The organism is Desulfocicer vacuolatum DSM 3385, from assembly GCF_900176365.1.
Classification (GTDB): Bacteria; Desulfobacterota; Desulfobacteria; order Desulfobacterales; family Desulfobacteraceae; genus Desulfocicer; species Desulfocicer vacuolatum.
In genome coordinates this window covers 304,436-324,864 of sequence record NZ_FWXY01000001.1, presented here as the reverse complement: position 1 = coordinate 324,864, position 20,429 = coordinate 304,436, and the positions used below count along the sequence as shown (strand labels likewise).

The 20,429-nt window shown below is 45.5% G+C and carries 12 protein-coding genes and 1 riboswitch; of the genes, 10 read left to right on the top strand and 2 right to left on the bottom strand.

Annotated elements, in window-relative coordinates:
• The first annotated feature begins 41 nt into the window (after window positions 1-41).
• A riboswitch (cobalamin riboswitch) is annotated at window positions 42-254 on the top strand.
• Window positions 255-443: 189 nt separating this feature from the next.
• Window positions 444-2,504 (top strand): putative cobaltochelatase, encoded by a 2,061-nt coding sequence (locus B9A32_RS01450; RefSeq protein ID WP_084066584.1) that lies wholly within the window; start codon window positions 444-446, stop codon window positions 2,502-2,504.
• 303 nt (window positions 2,505-2,807) lie between these two features.
• Here the strand turns inward: B9A32_RS01450 and B9A32_RS21485 are convergent, their stop codons facing one another.
• Complete coding sequence (locus B9A32_RS21485; protein ID WP_212637552.1) at window positions 2,808-2,948, bottom strand: hypothetical protein; 141 nt, start codon at window positions 2,946-2,948, stop codon at window positions 2,808-2,810.
• Between the two features lie 164 nt (window positions 2,949-3,112).
• Between B9A32_RS21485 and B9A32_RS01445 the strand changes: the two genes are divergently transcribed.
• The 7 genes from B9A32_RS01445 (at window position 3,113) to B9A32_RS01415 (ending at window position 14,924) form a co-directional block, all read left to right on the top strand.
• Window positions 3,113-4,165, top strand: coding sequence for a magnesium chelatase ATPase subunit I (locus tag B9A32_RS01445; protein WP_084066583.1), 1,053 nt, complete (start codon window positions 3,113-3,115; stop codon window positions 4,163-4,165).
• 344 nt (window positions 4,166-4,509) lie between these two features.
• On the top strand, window positions 4,510-5,235 hold the full coding sequence (locus B9A32_RS01440) for an HD domain-containing protein (RefSeq protein ID WP_084066582.1): 726 nt from the start codon (window positions 4,510-4,512) through the stop codon (window positions 5,233-5,235).
• A gap of 194 nt (window positions 5,236-5,429) precedes the next feature.
• The gene (locus tag B9A32_RS01435) at window positions 5,430-6,176 is read left to right on the top strand and encodes an ATP-binding protein (RefSeq protein WP_084066581.1); all 747 of its coding nucleotides are present in this window, start codon (window positions 5,430-5,432) and stop codon (window positions 6,174-6,176) included.
• Complete coding sequence (locus B9A32_RS01430; RefSeq protein WP_084066580.1) at window positions 6,173-6,967, top strand: 4Fe-4S dicluster domain-containing protein; 795 nt, start codon at window positions 6,173-6,175, stop codon at window positions 6,965-6,967. The genes B9A32_RS01435 and B9A32_RS01430 overlap by 4 nt, the downstream gene beginning before the upstream one ends.
• A 37-nt stretch (window positions 6,968-7,004) precedes the next feature.
• A complete protein-coding gene (locus tag B9A32_RS01425) occupies window positions 7,005-9,608 on the top strand; it encodes a winged helix-turn-helix domain-containing protein (protein WP_084066579.1) in 2,604 nt (867 codons plus the stop codon).
• A gap of 427 nt (window positions 9,609-10,035) precedes the next feature.
• A complete protein-coding gene (locus tag B9A32_RS01420) occupies window positions 10,036-13,506 on the top strand; it encodes an efflux RND transporter permease subunit (RefSeq protein WP_170923652.1) in 3,471 nt (1,156 codons plus the stop codon).
• Window positions 13,503-14,924: a DUF1302 family protein gene (locus B9A32_RS01415; RefSeq protein WP_084066577.1), complete on the top strand. Its 1,422-nt coding sequence runs from the start codon at window positions 13,503-13,505 to the stop codon at window positions 14,922-14,924. The genes B9A32_RS01420 and B9A32_RS01415 overlap by 4 nt, the downstream gene beginning before the upstream one ends.
• Window positions 14,925-15,125: 201 nt before the next feature.
• Here B9A32_RS01415 and B9A32_RS01410 read toward each other — a convergent pair whose 3' ends face one another.
• Window positions 15,126-15,803 carry a Crp/Fnr family transcriptional regulator gene (locus B9A32_RS01410; RefSeq protein ID WP_084066689.1) on the bottom strand — a complete coding sequence of 226 codons (678 nt, stop codon included), beginning with the start codon at window positions 15,801-15,803 and terminating at the stop codon, window positions 15,126-15,128.
• A 740-nt stretch (window positions 15,804-16,543) separates the two neighbouring features.
• On the opposite strand from B9A32_RS01410, the gene B9A32_RS01405 reads away from it, so the two are divergent.
• Together B9A32_RS01405 and B9A32_RS01400 are read left to right on the top strand one after the other, a co-directional pair.
• Window positions 16,544-17,701: a branched-chain amino acid ABC transporter substrate-binding protein gene (locus B9A32_RS01405; RefSeq protein WP_170923651.1), complete on the top strand. Its 1,158-nt coding sequence runs from the start codon at window positions 16,544-16,546 to the stop codon at window positions 17,699-17,701.
• On the top strand, window positions 17,698-20,403 hold the full coding sequence (locus B9A32_RS01400) for a response regulator (RefSeq protein WP_084066575.1): 2,706 nt from the start codon (window positions 17,698-17,700) through the stop codon (window positions 20,401-20,403). Before B9A32_RS01405 ends, B9A32_RS01400 begins: the two co-directional genes overlap by 4 nt.
• Window positions 20,404-20,429: the final 26 nt, after the last annotated feature.

Below are 20,429 nucleotides of genomic sequence, written 5' to 3'. Positions count from 1 at the left end.
TCATGATAATTAAGATATTGACAGTTTGGGGTGATTTGGATAATTTTGCACCTGTTTCAGGTGCCATTGGCTGAAAAGGGAATCCCGTGAAAATCGGGAGCGAGCCCATCGCTGTAATCGGGGACAAACACCGCATGATGTCACTGGAAGCGTTGAAAACAAAAGCTGTTATTTTTTGTTTCCAACGGTCCGGGAAGGCGCGGTGAAGCGGATGATCCGAAAGTCAGAAGACCTGCCTGGACAATAAGGACTGTAATGCATGGGAGTGCATACAAGTCAGTGGTCTAATGGATAAAAAGGGAAATCCACGGATTGAATTAATCGGTCCGTGGATTTTTGTTTTTACGGGCCTAAAAAGCATATCTCAATTTTTGGATATCCGCTTTGATGAACAGGATCAGGTGTATTCCATTGTGTTGCTTGAGAGAATATGAGGGAAAGGAATGATTTTCAATGACGTTTTTCCGTTTTCAGCCATTGTGGGCCAGGAGGATCTCAAACTTGCCTTGATGCTCAACGCCGTTCATCCCGGTGTGGGGGGCGTGCTCATTCGTGGTGAAAAGGGAACTGCCAAATCAACCATTGTCCGGGGACTGGCAGATCTGCTCTATCCCATTGAGGTGGTTTCAGACTGTCCCTTCAGCTGTGATCCTGGAGGAGAGGTGTTGTGTGATGACTGTCAACAAAAAAGACAAAAATTCCAGACACACCTTCGTTCCCAGCGGGTGGTGACCCTTCCTTTAAATGCCACCGAAGACAGGGTGGCAGGGGGGATGGATTTCAACAGGGCTGTTAAAGAGGGTAAAAAGGTATTATTACCCGGACTTCTGGCCCAGGCCCACCGGGGGATACTCTATGTGGATGAAATTAATCTGCTGGATGATCACATCGTGGATATTATCCTGGATGCGGCGTCCTCCGGGGAGAATCGCATTGAACGTGAGGGGCTCTCTTTTTATCATCCGGCCCGGTTCATAATGGTGGGAACCATGAACCCTGAAGAGGGGGATTTAAGACCCCAGCTGCTGGATCGTCTGGGGCTTTGTGTGGAAGTTGAATCGGAAAAAGATCCCGAGGTCCGCATGACCCTTATGGAGCAGCGGGAAGCCTATGACAACGATCCTGCAGCATTTAGAAAAGCCCATGAGGTGCAGCGCCTGGAGTTGGCCCGGAAAATTATTGAAGCCCGGGATATCCTGCCCCGGGTGGGCGTCAAACAAGAGCTCAGAGGTTTTATTGCAGAGTTGTGCGCCACCAACAATGTGGCAGGGCACCGGGCTGATATTGTCATGGAACAGGCAGCCCGGGCCCATGCTGCCCTGGAGGGCCGGATCCGGGTGGAAGTGGAGGATATTTCCCGGGTGGCACCTTTTGTGCTGCTTCACCGGAAACGGGATGCTGCCCCTCCGCCACCGCCGCCGGAACCGCCGGAAGCGGACAATGACTCCCGGGAAAATGAGCAATCCCGGGAAGAAGAAAAACAAGAGCAGGAAACGGCCCCCCCACCTCCCCGGGATGATGAGACATCATCTCCCCGGGACGATTCCTCCAGAGAAGATGCTTTATCCCCTCCATCGCTTCCTGAATCTTCCAGGGATAAGGACAGGGAAGAGTCCCCATCGGACAAGGATACCGGTGGAGATCAGATTTTTGAGATTGGAGCCACATTTCAGGTGAAAAAAATCAGTTCTCCCAAGGATCGTCAAATGCGAAGGGGGTCTGGTAAGCGCTCACGCAGTCGGGTTTCCCAAAAGCAGGGACGTTATGTGAAAAGCAGTATGAAACGCCATAATAATGATGTGGCATTGGATGCCACCCTGCGGGCTGCGGCCCCTTTTCAGGCCACCCGCACCATTCCCCCGGGGATGACCATTGCACTGAAATCCCAGGATATTCGGGAAAAGATCAGGGAAAAACGCATGGGCAATTTTTTGGTTTTCAGTGTGGATGCCAGTGGTTCCATGGGTTCCCGGGGCCGCATGGCAGCCTCCAAAGGGGCCATTCTCTCCCTTCTTCTGGATGCCTACCAGAAAAGAGACCGGGTGGCCATGCTATCTTTTCGCAAGAACGAGGCCGTTGTCAATCTGCCCCCCACAGCTTCCATTGAACTTGCGGCCCACTATTTAAAGGAGATGCCCGTGGGGGGACGAACCCCCCTTTCCGCCGGCCTGGACCAGACCCATCGTCTGGTTTCTGCTGCCTTGTTAAAAGATCCTGCCATCCGTCCCATTGTGTTGATTATCACCGATGGAAAATCCAATGTGGCCATGGGCTGGGAAAAACCTGTGGAAGAAGCCCTGAAATTTGCATCAATCATGGGGGATGATGACCGGGTTCAGTACATTGTTGTGGACACCGAGCCCCAGGGCATTGTCACCTTTGGTATTGCCCGGAAGCTGGCCCTGGCGGCCCGGGCTGAATATTGCAAAATAGATGATTTAAAGGCTGAATCCCTGGTGGATCTGGTTCATGGTGCCACCGGGGAGAAATCTGTTGGATATTGAGAATGGTATTATGCCGCCCCCCGAGGGGTAATGGCCCCGGCCCAGGAGTGTATTGGAGTTTCATATAACCCACATGTCCTGTCGGACACAACAAATATGGGGTCGTAGACGCGGAGCCAAGTGGTATTATACCGCCGCCGCCCCCCCGACGGGCAATGGTCCCGGACCGGAACTGTAGACAGCTCAATTGTCCGGTTCCTATTGCCCATCGGGGGGCGGCTCTGCTGTGGTTGCCCGAAAGTAAATATTTTAATAAACATACATGGCTATGAACACCAGCCACAACGAACAATGAAAAAGTAGTTACTGTGAACATCCAGTACCTAATACCCAGCACCCAGTACCTGCTTTGTATATAAAAACTGCCATGGGCAGACCGTGTTCTGATCCGGCTCTGCCCACAACGAAGCATGAAATACGCCCCTGATCTGTAGAGTATTTCATAAAAAAATAGTAAATATTCGGCAAGCACCCCATCTTCACTCATTTGGGCCTGCTCACATAGCAATAGTATGCTACGCAGTCCCAACTAAACGAATATGGGGCACTTGCCAAACATTTACACGACCAAGCCGAATATTTACAAAAAATAAAAAGGAGAAAATTTCATGGAAAAAAGAGCCACATTTCCCTTTGTTGCCATCGTGGGCCAGGAGCAGATGAAACTGGCCCTGATTTTAAATATCATCAATCCCGGTCTTTCCGGGGTACTCATCCGGGGGGAAAAGGGAACCGCGAAATCAACGGCGGTGAGGGCCCTGGCTGAAATTTTGCCCAAAATTGACACGGTAAAGGGGTGTCCTTTTCGCCTGTCCCGCCGGGAAACAGGAAATACCTGTAGGGAATGCATTGTGGCCGCCTGCCCTGTTAAAGAAGGAAATATCAACCGGCCGGATATGGAGAAAACTGGCATCAAGGTGATTGAATTGCCTGTGGGAGCCACTGAAGATCGTGTGGTGGGCACCATGGATCTGGAACATGCCCTGAAAAAAGGAGAAAAACGGGTGGATCCCGGTATCCTGGCCGCGGCCCACCGGGGCATTCTCTATGTGGATGAGGTCAATTTGCTGGATGACCATGTGGTGGATGTGCTGCTGGATTCTGCAGCCATGGGGGTAAACACCATAGAACGTGAAGGTCTGTCTTTTTCCCATCCGGCAAAATTCACCCTGGTGGGTACCATGAATCCCGAAGAGGGGGAGTTGAGGCCCCAGTTGCTGGATCGTTTTGGGCTGTGTGTGAATATAGAAGGTGCCCATGATCCCGAGGATCGGGTGGCTGTCATGGAACGGCGGGCAGCCTTTGATGAAGATCCCGGGCTTTTTTGCAGCCGCTGGCAGGATGATTCCCAGGCCCTTTCCCGGAAAATTGAAACCGCCATGGCCCTTTATCCCAAGGTTACCATGGATCGTTCTCTGCTGTTTGAAATTGCCTCCTTTTGTCTGGATGTGGGGGTGGACGGTCACCGGGGGGATATTGTTATTTTAAAAACCGCCAAGACCCTGGCGGCCTACCATGGTCGCACCGAGGTGATTCTTGAAGATATTGAACATGGGGCGGAACTGGCCCTTCCCCATCGCATCCGGCGCAAACCCCTCCAGGAAGTGGCCCGGGATGTGAATGCCCTGCGGGAGCAGAATCGGACCCGGAAAGCAAGCTGAGTCCATGATATTGCCCGGTTTTTTTGTGATAGCGAATTAAACCGGGTAAATGCAGGCACGTTTCATTTTGTGCACTTCATGAATCCATGATTTTCCATAAAAAATAAAAAACTTGATCCGGATCAAGGAAAAAAGCTTTTTCATGTCTTATATTCAAATCATGCCTTGGAAAGGCAATCTTAAAAATTGAGTTGTTTAAATTTGATTCCACGTCAGCATCAATGGCCGAGAGCCTCTGCTGCTGCCATGAAACCCAAGGGTTGACTTAAAAGGCAAAAGCCCACATGGAAAACAGTCCATGGATACAACGGGTGGATTAACAAAGAGACCACAGGGAGGCAATCATGAAATGTCCCGGACAGGATACCCAATATTGGAATGAAGAAGCGATTTTTGAAATTGCATGTCCCGAGTGCGGAAATTCCATTGAATTTTTCAAGGACGATACGGCCCGAAAATGTAAAGGGTGCGATAAACGCATTGTAAATCCTCATCTGGATTTTGGATGTGCTTCCTATTGCCAGTTTGCAGATCAATGCATTGGTACGCTGCCAGAAGAATTTTTAAAAGAACGGGAAGATCTCCTTAAAGATAGAGTGGCAGTGGAGATGAAGCGCTATTTTAAAACTGACTTTAGACGCATCGGGCATGCCATGCGGGTGGCTCGGTATGCCGAAGAGATTGGACGCAATGAAAAGGGAAATCTTGCTGTGATTCTGGCAGCGGCCTATCTCCATGACATCGGCATTAAATCGGCCGAGGAAAAATATAATTCCAATGCCCCCAAGTACCAGGAACTGGAGGGCCCGCCCATTGCCAGAAGCATATTGGAAAAATTGGGGGCAAAATCAGAACTCATTGATGAAGTGTGCGATATTGTGGGACACCATCATCACCCCAGGGAAAATGAGACCGTTAATTTTAAGGTTTTGTATGATGCTGATCTTATTGCCAACCTGGAAGAAGAATATAAAGAAGAAAAAATGGCATTTGAACAACTGGATCGTATGCTTGAAAATTTTTTTTTGACGGATTCTGGAAAAGCCAAGGCATCCAGAATTCTGGGTTGAGTTAAAAATTTATATGCCGACATTCAAAGCCGGATACCCTGTAACCATGATTCGGATAGACGGTATTTAATGAAAAACAGGGGCGCTCCCCCTCACAGATATGGGCCTGCATAGAAATAAATGAATCGGTTGCAATCTTTTGAGATTTCAATTCGATATTCTAAATTTTATATAGGCTTTAAAGGAAAAATACAATGAAAGTACTTAGAAAAATAATCGAAATAGATGAAGAAAAATGTGATGGCTGCGGTAATTGCGTTCCTTCTTGTGCCGAGGGGGCCATACAGATTATTGACGGCAAAGCCAAGGTAATTAAAGATCAGTATTGTGACGGTTTAGGAGCCTGTTTGGGAGAATGTCCCCAGGATGCCTTAAAGCTTGTTGAGCGGGAAGCTGATGAATTTGATGAGGCTGCTGTGGAAGCGTTTCTGGAAGAACAAAAGAAACAACAGGCCCAACAAAAGAAGGCTGCGCCCAAATTGGATTGCGGTTGCGCCTCCACTCATCTCAAGACTTTTCCCGTGGCGGGGGGGTGCCAAGAGGCCAACAAACCCGTCGACATTTCAACGGGGACCTCGGCCTTAAGTCACTGGCCGGTTCAGATCCGCCTCATTCCCCCCACAGCTCCCTTTCTTAAGGATGCAGACCTTTTGATCACCGCAGATTGTGCGGCAGTATCAGCCCCGTCTTTTCACAATGATTATCTTAAGGGAAAAGTGGTGATGATGGGATGTCCCAAGTTTGATGATGTGGACTCCTATGTGGAAAAATTTGCCCAGATTTTTAAAGTGGCTGGCATTAAAAGCATCACCACCTTGATCATGGAAGTTCCCTGTTGTTCCGGTCTGCCGGGGCTTGTGGAAAAGGCCATGGCCCTTGCCGGTGTTGAGATCCCCATGGAACAAGTGGTGATCAGTGCCAGGGGAGATGTGGTTCAATGAAGTGGTCCCCCGAAGCGGACAAGGCAATGCAAAAAGTACCTTTTTTCGTAAGAAAAAAGGTACGCCAAAAAGTTGAGCAATATACCTGGGACAAGGGAAAAACCCTTGTGGGAATTGCTGATGTCAAAGCCGCCAAAAAGAAATTCCTTTCTTCCATGTCCACAGATATCAAGGGATATCAGCTGGATCGTTGCTTTGGTGCATCGGGATGCCCCCATGGGGCCATGTCCTGTGAGGGGATCATGGAAAAAGCTGAAGCTGTTTTTATGGAAGAAGATATTTTGGGGTTTCTAAAAAAAGAGGTCAAAGGTGATCTTAAATACCACCATGAATTTCGCATGAGCTGTGCTGATTGCCCCAATGGGTGTTCCCAACCCCAGATAAAAGATGTGGGCATTTTAGGGGCAGTTACTCCCCGTTTGACAGACGAGACCTGTTCCCAGTGCCTTGCCTGCGTGGCGGTTTGTCCGGATCTCTGCATTTCTCTGGATGACAATGCGAAAGCGCCATCTATTGATTTTGATGCCTGCATGATGTGCGGCAAATGTATCAATGCTTGTCCCAGTGGCACCATTGATGAGGGTGAAAAAGGCTTTCGGGTACAATTGGGAGGACGTCTTGGCAGACATCCCCGCCTGGCCATGGAGATCCCCCGGCTGATGTCGGAACTGGAAGTTCTTGAAGTATTAAAACGGGCACTGGCATTTTATAAAATTCATTCAAAAAACGGTACCCGCTTCTCAAAAATGTTGCGCCCAGAACACATACAGGTCATAATACCCGCCAAGTAAAGTATGATCAAGGTGTAATGATCGGGGTGTAAGTGGAATGCAGCTTCTTAAAACAAAATTTCATATTCCGGGGCTAAGCAATGGGGCCATGGTTCACCGGGAACGAATAAGTCGTATAATGGATGAGAGCGCTTCCATCTGTATCCTTTCGGCACCGGCGGGCTTTGGCAAAACAACCCTGTTGAGCCAGTGGGCAAGGCGTTGTAAAGCGCAGGTGGCATGGATCTCCCTTGAAAAGAGTGAAGATATTCCTGTGGTTTTCTGGCGTTATTTCATAACCGCCGTCTCGTCTGTTTTAAAAAAATACGATAACTGTTCTCTGGAACAGATTAAGTCATCCAATGGTGCCGCCATTGAAAATATTCTCATTACTCTAATCAATGAAATTATTGAGGATAAGACTGAATTCACTCTTGTTTTAGATGACTATCATGTGATTTCCCATGGATCAATCCATGGAGGAATGGAGTTCTTAATGGATCATCTTCCCTGCAATATGCGGATAATCATTGCAGGCAGGGAAGAGCCCCGGATATCACTTTCAAAATATCGTGTGTGGGGAAAACTGATTGAAATTCGGGAGATTGAATTTCGATTTAACACCGATGAGACAGAGGCGCTGCTCAATGGGGTTCACGGCTTTAACTTGAACAAAAATGCGATTTTATCCATCAGGAATAAAACCGAAGGGTGGATTGCAGGACTTGCCCTTGCGGTTGTGTCCATGAAAGAGCAGACTGACCGGGCAGCATTTATTGATGCCTTCACCGGCAGTCACAGATATATAATAGATTATCTTGCCGAAGAGGTGTTGTCCGGTCTTGGGCAGGAGATCAAAGATTTTATGATCAGGATTGCAATTCTGGAACGATTTTGTCCGGCCCTGTGTCGGGATGTGACACAAAATCCTCAAACCCACTCTATTTTAATGGACATGGAACAGCGCAATCTTTTTATGGTGCCGTTGGATGACCGGCGGGAATGGTTCCGGTACCATCATCTTTTCAGGGAATTTCTACTTAAAAGACAGGTGGATCTGCCCCCCCGGGAGGTAAAGGACCTTCATTTTAAGGCCTTTGTCTGGCTGAAAGATAAGGGCTATGCCACTGAAGCTTTTGAGCATGGGCTGCTGGGTGAAAATTACAGGGCAGCAGCAACACTTCTGGCAGAAAATGCACCGGAATTATTCCGGGAATATGGTGGATATATGCTCAAGCAATCCATTGATCGTCTGCCCCCAAGAATTGTCCATGAAAATGCGGTACTATGCTGTTATTCGGTGTGGCTCAATGTTCTTGCCGGTGATTTTAAAGGTGTTGCTTTACTTTATAAGGAGCGTTTCAAGGGCGATAAAGGGGTGGCAGGTTTTACATCTCTGATAAAAAGTTATCGCTATTTTTATCAGACCGGGGAGTTTAAAAAAAGTATAAAAGAGGTGAAATGCTCTCTTCAGCTTTTGCCGGAAAAGGATTCTCTGGTTCGTGAGATGGGGCAGCTGGTGCTGGTGCTTGCCCTGCGGTATAGCGGTGACATGGCATCGGCCCATGCCTATCTTAAAAAAATGCCCATGGATGCTGACACCTCTGTATTACGGGCCATTAGTTATGCCGATGTGCTTCTTACCATGGGAGATCTTTCCATGGCTCTGTCTTTCATCGAAAAAATCATTGAAAATGGAATCCTCCGTTACGGGAATGATCTTGTTCCGGAATATGGCTTTCTTTATATCCTTAAAGGGGGAATTCTCCGGGAGAGGGATGATATTAAAGGCGCTTTAAAAGCCTGCCGCAGGGGATTGTTCCTTGCCAGAAACAATGAATATGCTGAAATTATTTTTCTGGGTAACCTGGAATATGCAAGAATTCTTGCGGCGGACAAAAGTTATGAAGCCTCTGAAAAGGCAATGGTGGTTTCCATTGAGGCGGCCAGGGCAAGCTCCACATGGGGTGCGTTCATGTCCATGGCCCATTGGGTCAGAATCCAAATATCCCGGGGGAACATGGCTGGGGCAAAAAGCCTGCTTAAAGAGATGGGGGATTTTTCACAAACAGATATTCCCTACCACAGACAGTGTGAATATCTTAGCTTTTGTCGGTATTGTCTTTATAATAAAAAAACTTCACAGGTGCATGAAATTACAACAGCCATGATTAAAGAGGATCTTGTTGTTAAGAGGAATGGGCGGCTTCTTGAATGTTATCTTCTCAAGGCCATTGCATATTTTGTGGACCGGAATATGGAAAAGGCCCTTGACACCCTTAAAAAAGCATTTGATATTTCTGAAAAAGAAAAGCAGGTACGGATATATATGGATGAAGGGGCGCCTGTTCAGCTTTTGTTTAAGGAGGCGTTAAAAAGAGAGCTCCTACCCGATTATTTAATCCCTTTTGTTGATGAAGCATTTCCCAGGCAATCTCAAACACGATGGGTCATCATCAATGAATTTAAAGAGAATTTTAATGACCGTGAAATTGAGATTCTCAAACTGATGAAAAAAGGCAGCTCAAATAAGATTATTGCCAACACCCTTTTTCTATCCGTGAATACCGTTCGATGGTATGCCAGTCGTATTTTTGCAAAACTCAATGTGAAAAGACGGGGAGAAGCCGTGGCAGTGGCTGAAACCTATGATCTGATCTGAAGTGCTCTTGATTAAAAATGACAAAAAATACAACCGACCGGGGTATCATCTCCCGGGATGGTTACGATGTGATTAATTTTTCACCCCATCCTTACCTCATTTTTCCCAGCAAATCTTGATTCTTTCCCTGAAAAAGCTCCCTTATTTCCATCCTTTTGGATGGTGATTTTTATCCATGCTTTCATTATACCATCATGGTTGATGGCATTAGCAGGGTTTTACAGGCGTTTCTTTCCCTGTCAACGGGTGGAAGTGTCCTGTGGAGTTGATAAAAACAGTTAAAATGAAGACAAGAACAAAGGCCTGACAATCCCTGCCATGGATTCATTCCGGAAAAGGCGATGTTGTGATCCATTGTGCTTATTAAGATGCTGTCTCGTTGAAACTTGCTTGATTTCATTTAAATCAGATGAACATGGGAGACAAAATGAAAGACACGGTTAAGGGGCTGAACAACTATTTTGAAAATCTGCCAAAGATGCTCAGGCGGCATAAATTTGTGGTGCTGGCAGTGATGCTTGCCATAACTCTGGTGTTGGGCGGAGGTATCCGTGGAATTATCATGGACAACTCCCTGGACTCTTTTTTTAAGGACGATGATCCTGTAAAAAAACAGTATGACAGCTTTAAGGCGGTTTTTGGAGGGGATGAATACATATACATTGTTTATCGTGCCAGGGACGGGGATATTTTTTCAGCAAAATCCATCCAGGCCCTGAAGGGATTTTATGACGATATTGCCCAGTATCGATTGGGATTACCGGCCTTGCAAAAATCGCCCCTGGATCATATTGTTGAAATTAAATCCTTGATTAATATAAAATTTCTTGAAGCCTCAAAAGATACCCTCTACTCAAGAAGTCTCATTGGAGATAATTTACCGGAAAACAGGCATGAAAGGGAAATTCTCCGGGAAAAAGCTCTGAATCATCCGGATTATCCCCATCTTTTTTTATCAAAGGACTCACGTTACGGGGGAATGCTGCTACGAACCGATTTTAACAGTGAAATTGCGGCCTTGGGTGATGGGGGGGGTGAGAATACCGAAACCTTTGACAATGAGGATGAGTTTGATGAAACCTGGGATGATTCTGTGTTCAGTGGAGAGCCCACTGATATGGTGTTTAAGAAAACAGATATGGGCGAATATCCCCTTTTATTGTCTGCCCTTAGATCACTTATGAATAAAAAGGAATATAGTAATGCCCTGGATTTTCATCCCGTTGGCAAGCCGGTGATGATGGATTTTTTCGCCAAGGTTGTATTTGAAGACATGGGCAAAATCATGGGCCTTGTACTGCTCATCATCGTTGCCATGCTCTGGCTTCTATTCAGATCCTTTTGTGCTGTGGTGTGGCCGGTGGTTTTGATTGTTACCACTGTGATCTGGGTGATGGGGATCATCGGTTGGAGTAAGGTTCCCATGTCCATCATGTTCCAAATTATCATTTTCATGATTTTATCCGTTGGTGTGGCAGATGCCGTGCACATTTTATCGGGATATCTTTTTTTCAGGCAGGGTAATTGTGACCATGAAAACGCTTTAAAGGCAGTGATGAAAAAATCGGGTCTGGCCTGTTTTTTAACAAGCACCACAACGGCGGTGGGGCTTTTATCCCTCTCCCTTGTGCCCATTAAACCCATTGCTGTGTTTGGGATTTTTACTGCTCTGGGGGTTTTGACAGCGTTTTTACTCACCTTGGTGTTGATGCCGCTCATGCTTGACCTGTGGCATCCGGGTCCCCGGGTTGGCGTAAAAAAACAGCATTTTATACAGCGCATGATTCAAAAGGTTGAAAACACAGGTCTTGTGGCTCCCGGTAAAGTGATCATGGTATTTACAGGATTGGGGATAATTTTTTTCATGGGACTTATGACCCTTCGCATAGATTCCGATGAAATTGAAGTGTTGAAGAAAGGGTTGCCCCTGAGGGCCTCCTTTGATGTGGTAAATACACACATGGGCGGTACCGGTAACATGGAAATCTCCATTGATTTTAAAGAGGCGGATGCCTTGAAAGACCCGGCAATTCTTTATAAAATCCAGGCATTGCAGGATTATTTAAGGGATGTTGAGGGATCAAAGGTGGTGAAAACCATTTCCCTTGTAAATGTTGTCAAAGATTCATACAAAGCCTTGAATAATGGAGATAAACATTTTTATAGGATTCCTGATGAGCCCGGTGTGCTGGCCCAGACCTTATTTCTTTTTGATAATGCAAATCCAAGGGACAGAAGGCGACTGGTGTCTGATGATTACAGCAATGCAAGGATAGGTATACATTCAAAAAATGCAGGATCTGTGGAATCTTTGTTGTTTAAAGAAAAGGTGCAGCATTACATTGATGATAATTTTAAAGAGATAAGGGAAAAATACCCGAACAGTGAGATAACCCTCACCGGAAACATGATTCTTCTTGCAAAGATGCTGGATTATATTTCCTGGTCCCAGATTAAAAGTTTTGGCCTTACCCTTGTGGTGATTTCGGTGATTCTGTTCATGGTGCTGGGCAATGTAAAAGCTGGGATCATGGCCATTGTTCCCAATGTTTTTCCCATCCTTGCCACCTTTGGTATCATGGGATTTCTGGGGATACCTTTGGATATGGATACCCTTTTGATCGCTCCTGTCATAATTGGGCTTGCCGTTGACGACACCATTCATTTTTTAACCCATTACCGGCTTGAAGTGGATAAATACGGAGATATTAAAAAAGCAGCCGTTAGTTCCATAAGGGAGGCCGGTCAGGCTATTTGTTTCACATCACTTATTCTTGCAACGGGGTTCTCAATGTTTTTTCTCTCATTTCATAAGGGATTGAGTCATTTTGGCATATTTTCGGCCATCGCCATTATAACGGCATTCATTGCCGATATTTATCTGCTTCCGGCCTTGTGCACTTTTTTTAAGGTGGATTTCAAATCGGGTACCTTTAAAAAACGATATTTTTTCTGGGGGAAATACTCCAGAGAAAGCTCAAGATCTCCTGAAAATTGTAAAAATAGAGCTAAAAAAAGACAATTGCCGTTAAAAAACAGTATCATCTCACTGGTGGTGATGTTAATTTTGCCAGTGTCCATCTGCTTTGCCCAGGATGCAAGAAGTATCATGGAAAAGGTGGATAAACGGGACGATGGTTCCAGCCTTATTTCCCGGGTGCGCCTGACAAGCTATCGATATGTAAAAAAAGGAGGAAAGTACGTACCAGCTGAAAAACCAAGGGTCAAATTAATGGATTTTGTCAGAAAAGATTACGGTCCCAGGGAAAAAGATCATAAAAGTGTATCCACCGTGGTCCAGCCTAAAAGTGAGCGAGGCATCAGTTTTTTGCAATACGATTATGAAAAGGTGGGAAGGGATACAGATCAATGGATGTACCTGTCGGCCATGGGTAAGGTAAAACGTATTGTTTCCGGTAATGACAATGAGCCCAAAACCGGCAGTTTTTTTGGCACCGAATTAAACTATGAGGATATGGAATTCTATAATATAGATGACTATACCTACAGAATTCTTGGCAGTGAACTCTATGGGAAAAATCAGTGCTGGGTAATGGAGGCAATTCCTGTGATGCGAAAAGCCGTAAAAAGTAACTATAGCCGTGAAATTCTATGGATTGACAAAAAAAGGGATTTTATTTTGAAATCTATTTTGTTTAATCGTAACGGCAAAAAAGTAAAAAAAATTCTTTATGGTAATATTAAAATCATTGATGGCATCCTGGTTCCCATGAAAATTATTGTAAATAACGTTGAAACCGGCAGACGAACCATCATGGTTTATGAAAAAATCATATTAAACAGGGCTGTGGATGATGCTTATTTAACCCAGAGAACCTTGACGGACAAGGGATTCAGGGAACAAAAACTAAAAGAATATCAGGAGTCCGGGCGGTGAAATTTTCTTTTTTGTCCAGGGGGAAAAGAATAATTTGTCTTCTTGTCTGGTGTTTTTTTTTTATGGTTCATTGGGCTTTGGCAGATACCCCGGGTGAGCTTACCTCCCCGAATTCGGTTGAGGCTCTTGAATTGTCAGGAGGATTTGATAATTTTGGAGAGCTTGGGGAGTTCGATGTTTTTGAAACCTTTGACGGGGACGATACATTTCAGGAAGAGATCCCCACCGAAACTGAGAAATCTTTTTTTTTAAAAGATTTAACGCTTACTTTTGCCCATGATCTCTCCTGGGCTGTTCAAGCTTCCGGTTCTGAAGTTGTTACCAACAGATCTTCCCTGCGGTGGGAGTTTGACAGATCCTTTGGTGATGGTTTTTTTGTAAAATTTGACGCCGGGACATCCTTGTATCTTCAAAACGATCATGTGGCAGATGCAGAGGGAAAATCAGCCGTTGTTGATGGAAAGATAAGAGAATTTTATATCCAGGCCGGATTTGATAAATGGATGATCCGGGCTGGCAAACAGGTTGTTGTATGGGGGGAAACCGACGGTGATGTGATAAATGATGTGATCTCCCCAAGGGATTTGTCGGAATTTGTATTTATGGACCTTGAAGATGCCAGGCTTGGTCAATATATGCTCTCCATGGATTATTATTCCAAACTTGGGGATTTCTTTTGGTTTTTCACGCTTGATCCTGGTTTTAATGACAATCCTTCCCAGGGAACCCGATATTTCAGAGAGAAATATCCCTTTGTTGTGATACTGGATCGTCCCCATTTTTTCCATGGAGAGTTGGGGGTTAAATGGAAAAAAATATATGACAAATTTGAAATTTCATTGATGACGGCATCATTGCTTGGCAATGACAGGGTTGTTGTCGGTAGCGATGGAGAAGCCTGTCGTGGCGTTTATGGCAGGTACAACTTCTACGGGGTTGGAGCAAGCTATACCATTGGCAGTTTTCTGTTTAAGATGGATATCGCATTTAAAAAAGATTTTTTGTTTCAGTCCATGGAAACACTTTCTCAATACAGCGCAGAGCAAGGGAATGTCTGGGACACCGCCTTTGCCATGGAATATGATGCCAATGGAAGGTATGTGATAAATATTGAACTGACCAATCGTTATATAGTTGATTATACAAGCGAGTTTTACGGTGTGAAAAAAAATAATACAGGTCTTTATTTTCAATATAATAAATCGTTTTTCCGTGACACTCTGACAATTGAATATGTGTGTTATAGTGAAGTCAGTAAAAAAAATGCTTTTCATAAAATTGGTTTTGATTATGATTTTTCCGACGATATCGAATTTTCAATGGAGTATGTTTTTTTCCAGGCACCCCATGGTGACAGTTTTTTATGGAACCATAGAAATGAAGACAGGGTCGGGTTGGAATTGAAATTTTATTACTGATGTTTTCAACATCCATCATATAGCCCCCGGCTGCCCTGAGGTGTCCTCCAAAAACCACTGATGTCTAACCACCGGGACCACCTTAAAAAAAGGTGCGCGGTTGGTGAAAAATAGTATTCCTCCAAAGGAATATGTTATTTTAAAGAAAATGCTCGGGCCAGACCCGGGGGCAATCCGCCTGATTTCTTCAATTGTGGGGGCTCATCCCCCCTCGGCCATATCGGCCACTCCCTGGGCATCCAGAATGGAAATAATTCCCCGGTCCACCCCGATAAGCCCCTGCCCGGACATTTTACTGAAGATTCGGGACAGGGTTTCAGGAGTGGTACCCAAAAGCCCTGCCAGTTGATTTTTAGACACTGGAAGGGTGACCACGGATAGATTGTTCTGTTCCTTTGTTAATACTCCCAGATAAGATGCCAGCCGGGCCGGAACTTCCTTTAACGCCAGATTCTCCACCATCACTGTGAATTCCCGCAGGCGCTTGGATAGTACCGCCAGCATATTCAATGCCAGGGATGGGTTTTCTGTAATGCGGGCGATAAAATCCTTTCTCGGGAAAAAAATTAAAGTGGAACCCACCACGGCCTGGGCTGTGGCAGGAAAATTTTTTCCGGTGAACACCGGCACCTCACCAAAGGGTTTTCCCGGTCCATAGATATGAAGAATCTGTTCTTTCCCTCCAAAGGAGAGCTTGAAAATTTTAACCTTACCTGTCTCAACTATATAAAAACCGTTCCCTTCATCTCCTTCATTGAAAATCAATTCGCCTTTTTTATACTTTTTACGCTGGGCAATGGCAGTAATACCTTCAAAATCTTCTTTATTTAAACCACTGAACAATGGAATGGTGCGTATCTTTTGGCAAGTTGTGTCCATTGGAATTATGTTTTTATCCATTTTTTACATTGTCCTTTTGTGTCGAAAGGTTTGGGTTTCGAGATGGTCATCTTTGGATAAAAGGTTAAAAGGGTGGTTGTTCTCCTTATAAAGCCATGCTATAGGTAAATATTATTTTATTGTAACTCACTCAACTTTCAGTGTTCGCATTTCGTGGTGGGGGCAGGCTTTCGTTATTGACATTATCGAGGCTTTTTTCGTTGGCAAAGGCCTTGGTCGATAACATCAATAACAAAAGCCTGACCCCGTCGGCACAGTGAGCCCATCGGTACATTTAAAAATGCCAGCTTTGAAATGACGCCCGAAAGTTGAGTAACTCATATGATAGACTTTTTTACAATAAAATTTAAAAAATTTATATTCACGGTCTTTGCAAGAGATATTGTAAGGCTGAATATTTACCAGTAGAACTGTATGTTGTCAATAAGTCCGGGTATTCAGGACTGGCTTGTGGGTATCACCAAATATTTGAAGGGCTGAGAATAATTTTTTACCCCGGGTTATTGAGATATTATGTAGAGCTTGTACAAGTGGTTGTAATGTTTGTCTTTTGTTGGAGATGGTGGGATAACATGTCGTCATTAAAGTGTTTTCATGGAATAAAGATAATATTAATTGTTTTCTATCTTGGTTTTGCCGTGCCTGCGTGCCACCGTCCCTCACCTGAAGTTTCATGTGATGACATTTTGGGCTGTGTGCGTGTGGAGCCCGGGGCACCATTGAAAATTGGAATTCTACAGGCTCTCACCGGTAAGGTCGCCTCCATAGGTAAGGGGCAAATCCGGGGCATTGAGCTTGCACTGGAGGATCGTAACGGCAAGGTGGCAGGGCATGATGTCCTTTTTCAGATTGAGGATACAGGCTGTTCCCCGGAAGGGGGTGCCAATGCTGTGTTGAAAATATTGGCAGATCCTGAACAAATAGCCATACTGGGAACCACCTGTTCCGGTGCGGCGGCAACGGTATCCAGGGCCATGTCATCTGCCGGATTTACCATGGTTTCGGGAAATAACAGTGCCACTTTTCTCACAGCCATTGGGGGTAGGCGTGCGCCACAATGGCAACCCGGCTATTTCAGGACCGCTCCCAATGAGGAAAACGCAGGAAAGGCCGCTGCCATGTATGCTGCTAAGGTTCTTGGTGTTTCAAAGGCCGCAGTGATTAATGACGGAGATATCTACACCCAGGGGCTCACCCACAGCTTTGTGAAAATGTTTAAGGGGCTTGGGGGGAAGGTGGTGCTGGATACCGCCATCAATAAAGGGGATAAAGAGATGGCACCAGTGCTCACCGCCACGATAAATTCCGGTGCTGAATTTTTATTTTGCCCCTTATTCCAGCCTGAAGGAAATTATATTTTATTAAAAACCCGGGAAATGTCAGGTTTTGAAAATATTCCCGTAATGAGCGCAGGGGCATTAATTGATCGCTCTTTTCTCAACGCTGTGGGAGAAAAAGCCAGGGGTATGTACTTTGTCGGACCATCAAGTCCTGCAACCTCCATCACCAAGGAACTTGGTAAAAAATATACTCTGAAATACGGGGCACCTCCTTCCACCTCTTACTACCTCAGTGCCTATGATGCCGCCACCTTGTTGTTTGAAGCCATTGAAAAAGTAGCAGTTCCCGGCCATGTACCGGGAACATTATACATCGGGAGGCAGGCCTTGAGAAAGACGCTTTATGGAATAAAAAAATTTAAAGGCGCAACGGGCCTTTTGACGTGTGATGAGTTTGGCGATTGCGGAGACCCTGCCTTTGATGTGTTTCGAATGGATGAGCCGTCATTGGGGATGGAAGGATTGTTGTTGAATGTTCAGTTCTCTTACTCCCCCGTGGGACAGCGGGAAGAAGATGTGGCGGGAGCTCACAAATGATCAATTGGAAGCGTTGTTATAAATTCTGGCATAATCAATCCATTTCACTGAAATCTTCCCTGGGGCTTGGTGTGCTGCTGCTGCTCATGGCAGGGGTGGCAATCACTGCCTATATTTCCTTGAGATATGTTCGCATTGCCAATAACGCCATTGAGGTCAGCACCGAAATTCAGCGCCTTGTGCTTAAAATGGACGGTGAAATGTCAAAGGCCCGCCATTTACACGGTAAATTTTTTCTTTATTATCCCAGAACAGGCCTTAACGAGGCCCATGAAAAATATGCCCAGCCATCCATTCGCCAGACCGCCCGGGTGGTTTCCATCAGCAGGCTGTTAAAGGATATGATTGAGCGGCCGGAGGTGAGCAATGCCATCAGCAAAAGTCAGATTGATGTTAATCTTTATCTCTCCTCGGCAAAGCGTTTTGCCGATACCTCCATAGATTCTTTTGAGTTGGTCACCCGACTGGCCACACCGGAAAAAGGACTGTATGATCGCTTGGAACGTCTGCTTGGCAGTCTTAAAACAGCATTCAAAGATATGCCGGACCTCTATTTTGAAATGGCATCCTTTGCCCGGCAATATCAAGTCACCCATGAAAGATTTTTAATGCAGTCTGCATTTAATGTTGCATTTAAGCTGCGAAAAAGCATGGCAATGGATCCTTCATTCACACAAATGCATAAGAAAAAAATTAATATGATGCTGGATCATTTTCAAGAGCTTGCAGAAGAAAGCATGACCGTGGATGTGGCCATTCATTCCAGATTTAATGATTTTGTACTCCAGGAAAGGATCACCGGCACCATTTCTGAAACCCTGGTGGCGCTGGCAGAAAAAGAAGTGGTTAACGCCCGTAAAATCATTGAAGATACCCACAAACTCACCACAATGATTTTGCTGCTTGTCATCGTTGTGGGATTGATCACGGCGGTGGTCATCTCTCGGTTTATGACCATAAATATTACCCATCGGATTTTGTTGCTGACCAAATCTGCCCGGGCCTTTAAAAAAGGCCATTTTGAGTTTGGTGTTACGCCGGGGGGGGAAGATGAAATCGGGCAGCTGGGTCAGACCTTTAATTTCATGGCCATTCGCATCAAGGATCTTGTGGAAAACCTGGAAAAAACCGTTGAGCAGCGTACCGCAGCCCTTGCCGTCAGTGAGAATCGTTTCCATGAGCTCTTTGAACACGCCAGTAGCGGAATGGCCATTTATGAAGCCATTGACGGGGGGAAAAACTTTGTACTCAAGGAGATAAATCCGTCCATGGAGGAGATCTTCAATATTCAGGCAGCGGATGTTTTGGGAAAAAAGTTGAGTGAAATTCTTCCTTCAATGGTTGATACCGGGGTGTTTGCAGTGTTTAGAAATGTCTGGAAGACAGGCAGACCCCAGGAGCACCCCATAACCTCCTATGACGGTTCCAGACTGCTTTTCTGGTCTGAGAATAAAATATATAAGCTCCCCGGAGGGGACATTGTTGCGCTTTGCAATGATAAAACTTTGGAAAAACAGGCTGAAGTACAGAAAAAAACCATGGAGTATCAATTGCGGCAGGCCAGAAAGATGGAAGCCATCGGTTTGCTGGCCGGGGGGGTTGCCCATGATCTTAATAATATTTTGTCACCCGTTGTGGGCTATCCGGAGTTATTTCTTCCGGAGTTACCCCAACAAAGCCCCCTGCGGGCACCTTTAACGGCCATCCATGAATCAGGAAAAAAGGCCCGTAATATTGTTGCCGATCTTTTAACCGTGGCCCGGGGGGTGGCCAATACCAGAGAAAATTCAAATTTGAATGATCTTGTGAAGTCCCAGCTTGATACCCCCGAGGCCCAAGAGTTATCAACGCTTTACAACGAAGTTGAATTCCGGGTAATCCTTGGCCTGGAATTGCTTAATATCTCCTGCTCCCCGGTTCATATTCAAAAATGTGTGATGAATCTATTGCTTAATGCCATGGAGGCTGCAAACGGTACTGCCGGTGGTGTGGTTTTTCTTGCAACATCAAGTTGTGAAATCAATGAAGGTCAAGCCCGGGAAAAAGCTATTATACCGGGGCACTATGCAGTTTTGCAGATAAGCGACAGTGGGCCTGAAATTTCCCCGGAGGATCTGGAACACATTTTTGAACCTTTTTATATCAAGAATGTCATGGGACGAAGTGGCACAGGCCTGGGGCTGGCTGTGACCTGGAATATCGTCCGGGAGCATGGCGGTGCCGTTGACATTAAAACCGGGACAACAGGAACTTCTTTTTTTATATATTTGCCGGTCATAAAAAATGAGCCGGCCCGGAACAAAAAAAATTCTACAGTTACAGACGATCTCATGGGAGAGGGTGAGCGTATTCTTGTTGTGGATGATGATGCCCAGGTGCGTGGGCTTGCAAAAAGTATTCTTGAACGTTTTGGTTATCATCCGGTGTGTGTCAGTTCCGGTGAAACTGCACTGGATTATGTGAAGGAACACAAGGTTGACCTGGTTCTTCTTGATATGCTCATGGAGCCGGGCATCAATGGACGTCAGACCTATGAGGGGATTATCAAAATTCATCCCGGCCAAAAGGCTTTGGTGGCCAGTGGGTTTTCAGAAAGTGAAGACATTGAAAAAACTTTGCAAATGGGTGCCGGGGGATTTATTAAAAAACCATATACAATTAAGGAGCTTGCCGGAATGGTGAAATCTTCTTTGGCATCTTGAGCGCATCCATTGGCGCGCTTGAAAAC

Excerpts from the sequence above, each read along its gene's own strand:
- B9A32_RS01400 (WP_084066575.1), top strand. The coding sequence starts at position 17,698 with ATGATCAATTGGAAGCGTTGTTATAAATTCTGGCATAATCAATCCATT.
- B9A32_RS01440 (WP_084066582.1), top strand. The coding sequence starts at position 4,510 with ATGAAATGTCCCGGACAGGATACCCAATATTGGAATGAAGAAGCGATT.
- B9A32_RS01435 (WP_084066581.1), top strand. The coding sequence starts at position 5,430 with ATGAAAGTACTTAGAAAAATAATCGAAATAGATGAAGAAAAATGTGAT.
- B9A32_RS01445 (WP_084066583.1), top strand. The coding sequence starts at position 3,113 with ATGGAAAAAAGAGCCACATTTCCCTTTGTTGCCATCGTGGGCCAGGAG.
- B9A32_RS01450 (WP_084066584.1), top strand. The coding sequence starts at position 444 with ATGATTTTCAATGACGTTTTTCCGTTTTCAGCCATTGTGGGCCAGGAG.
- B9A32_RS21485 (WP_212637552.1), bottom strand. The coding sequence starts at position 2,948 with ATGAAATACTCTACAGATCAGGGGCGTATTTCATGCTTCGTTGTGGGC.
- B9A32_RS01430 (WP_084066580.1), top strand. The coding sequence starts at position 6,173 with ATGAAGTGGTCCCCCGAAGCGGACAAGGCAATGCAAAAAGTACCTTTT.
- B9A32_RS01410 (WP_084066689.1), bottom strand. The coding sequence starts at position 15,803 with ATGGACACAACTTGCCAAAAGATACGCACCATTCCATTGTTCAGTGGT.
- B9A32_RS01420 (WP_170923652.1), top strand. The coding sequence starts at position 10,036 with ATGAAAGACACGGTTAAGGGGCTGAACAACTATTTTGAAAATCTGCCA.
- B9A32_RS01425 (WP_084066579.1), top strand. The coding sequence starts at position 7,005 with ATGCAGCTTCTTAAAACAAAATTTCATATTCCGGGGCTAAGCAATGGG.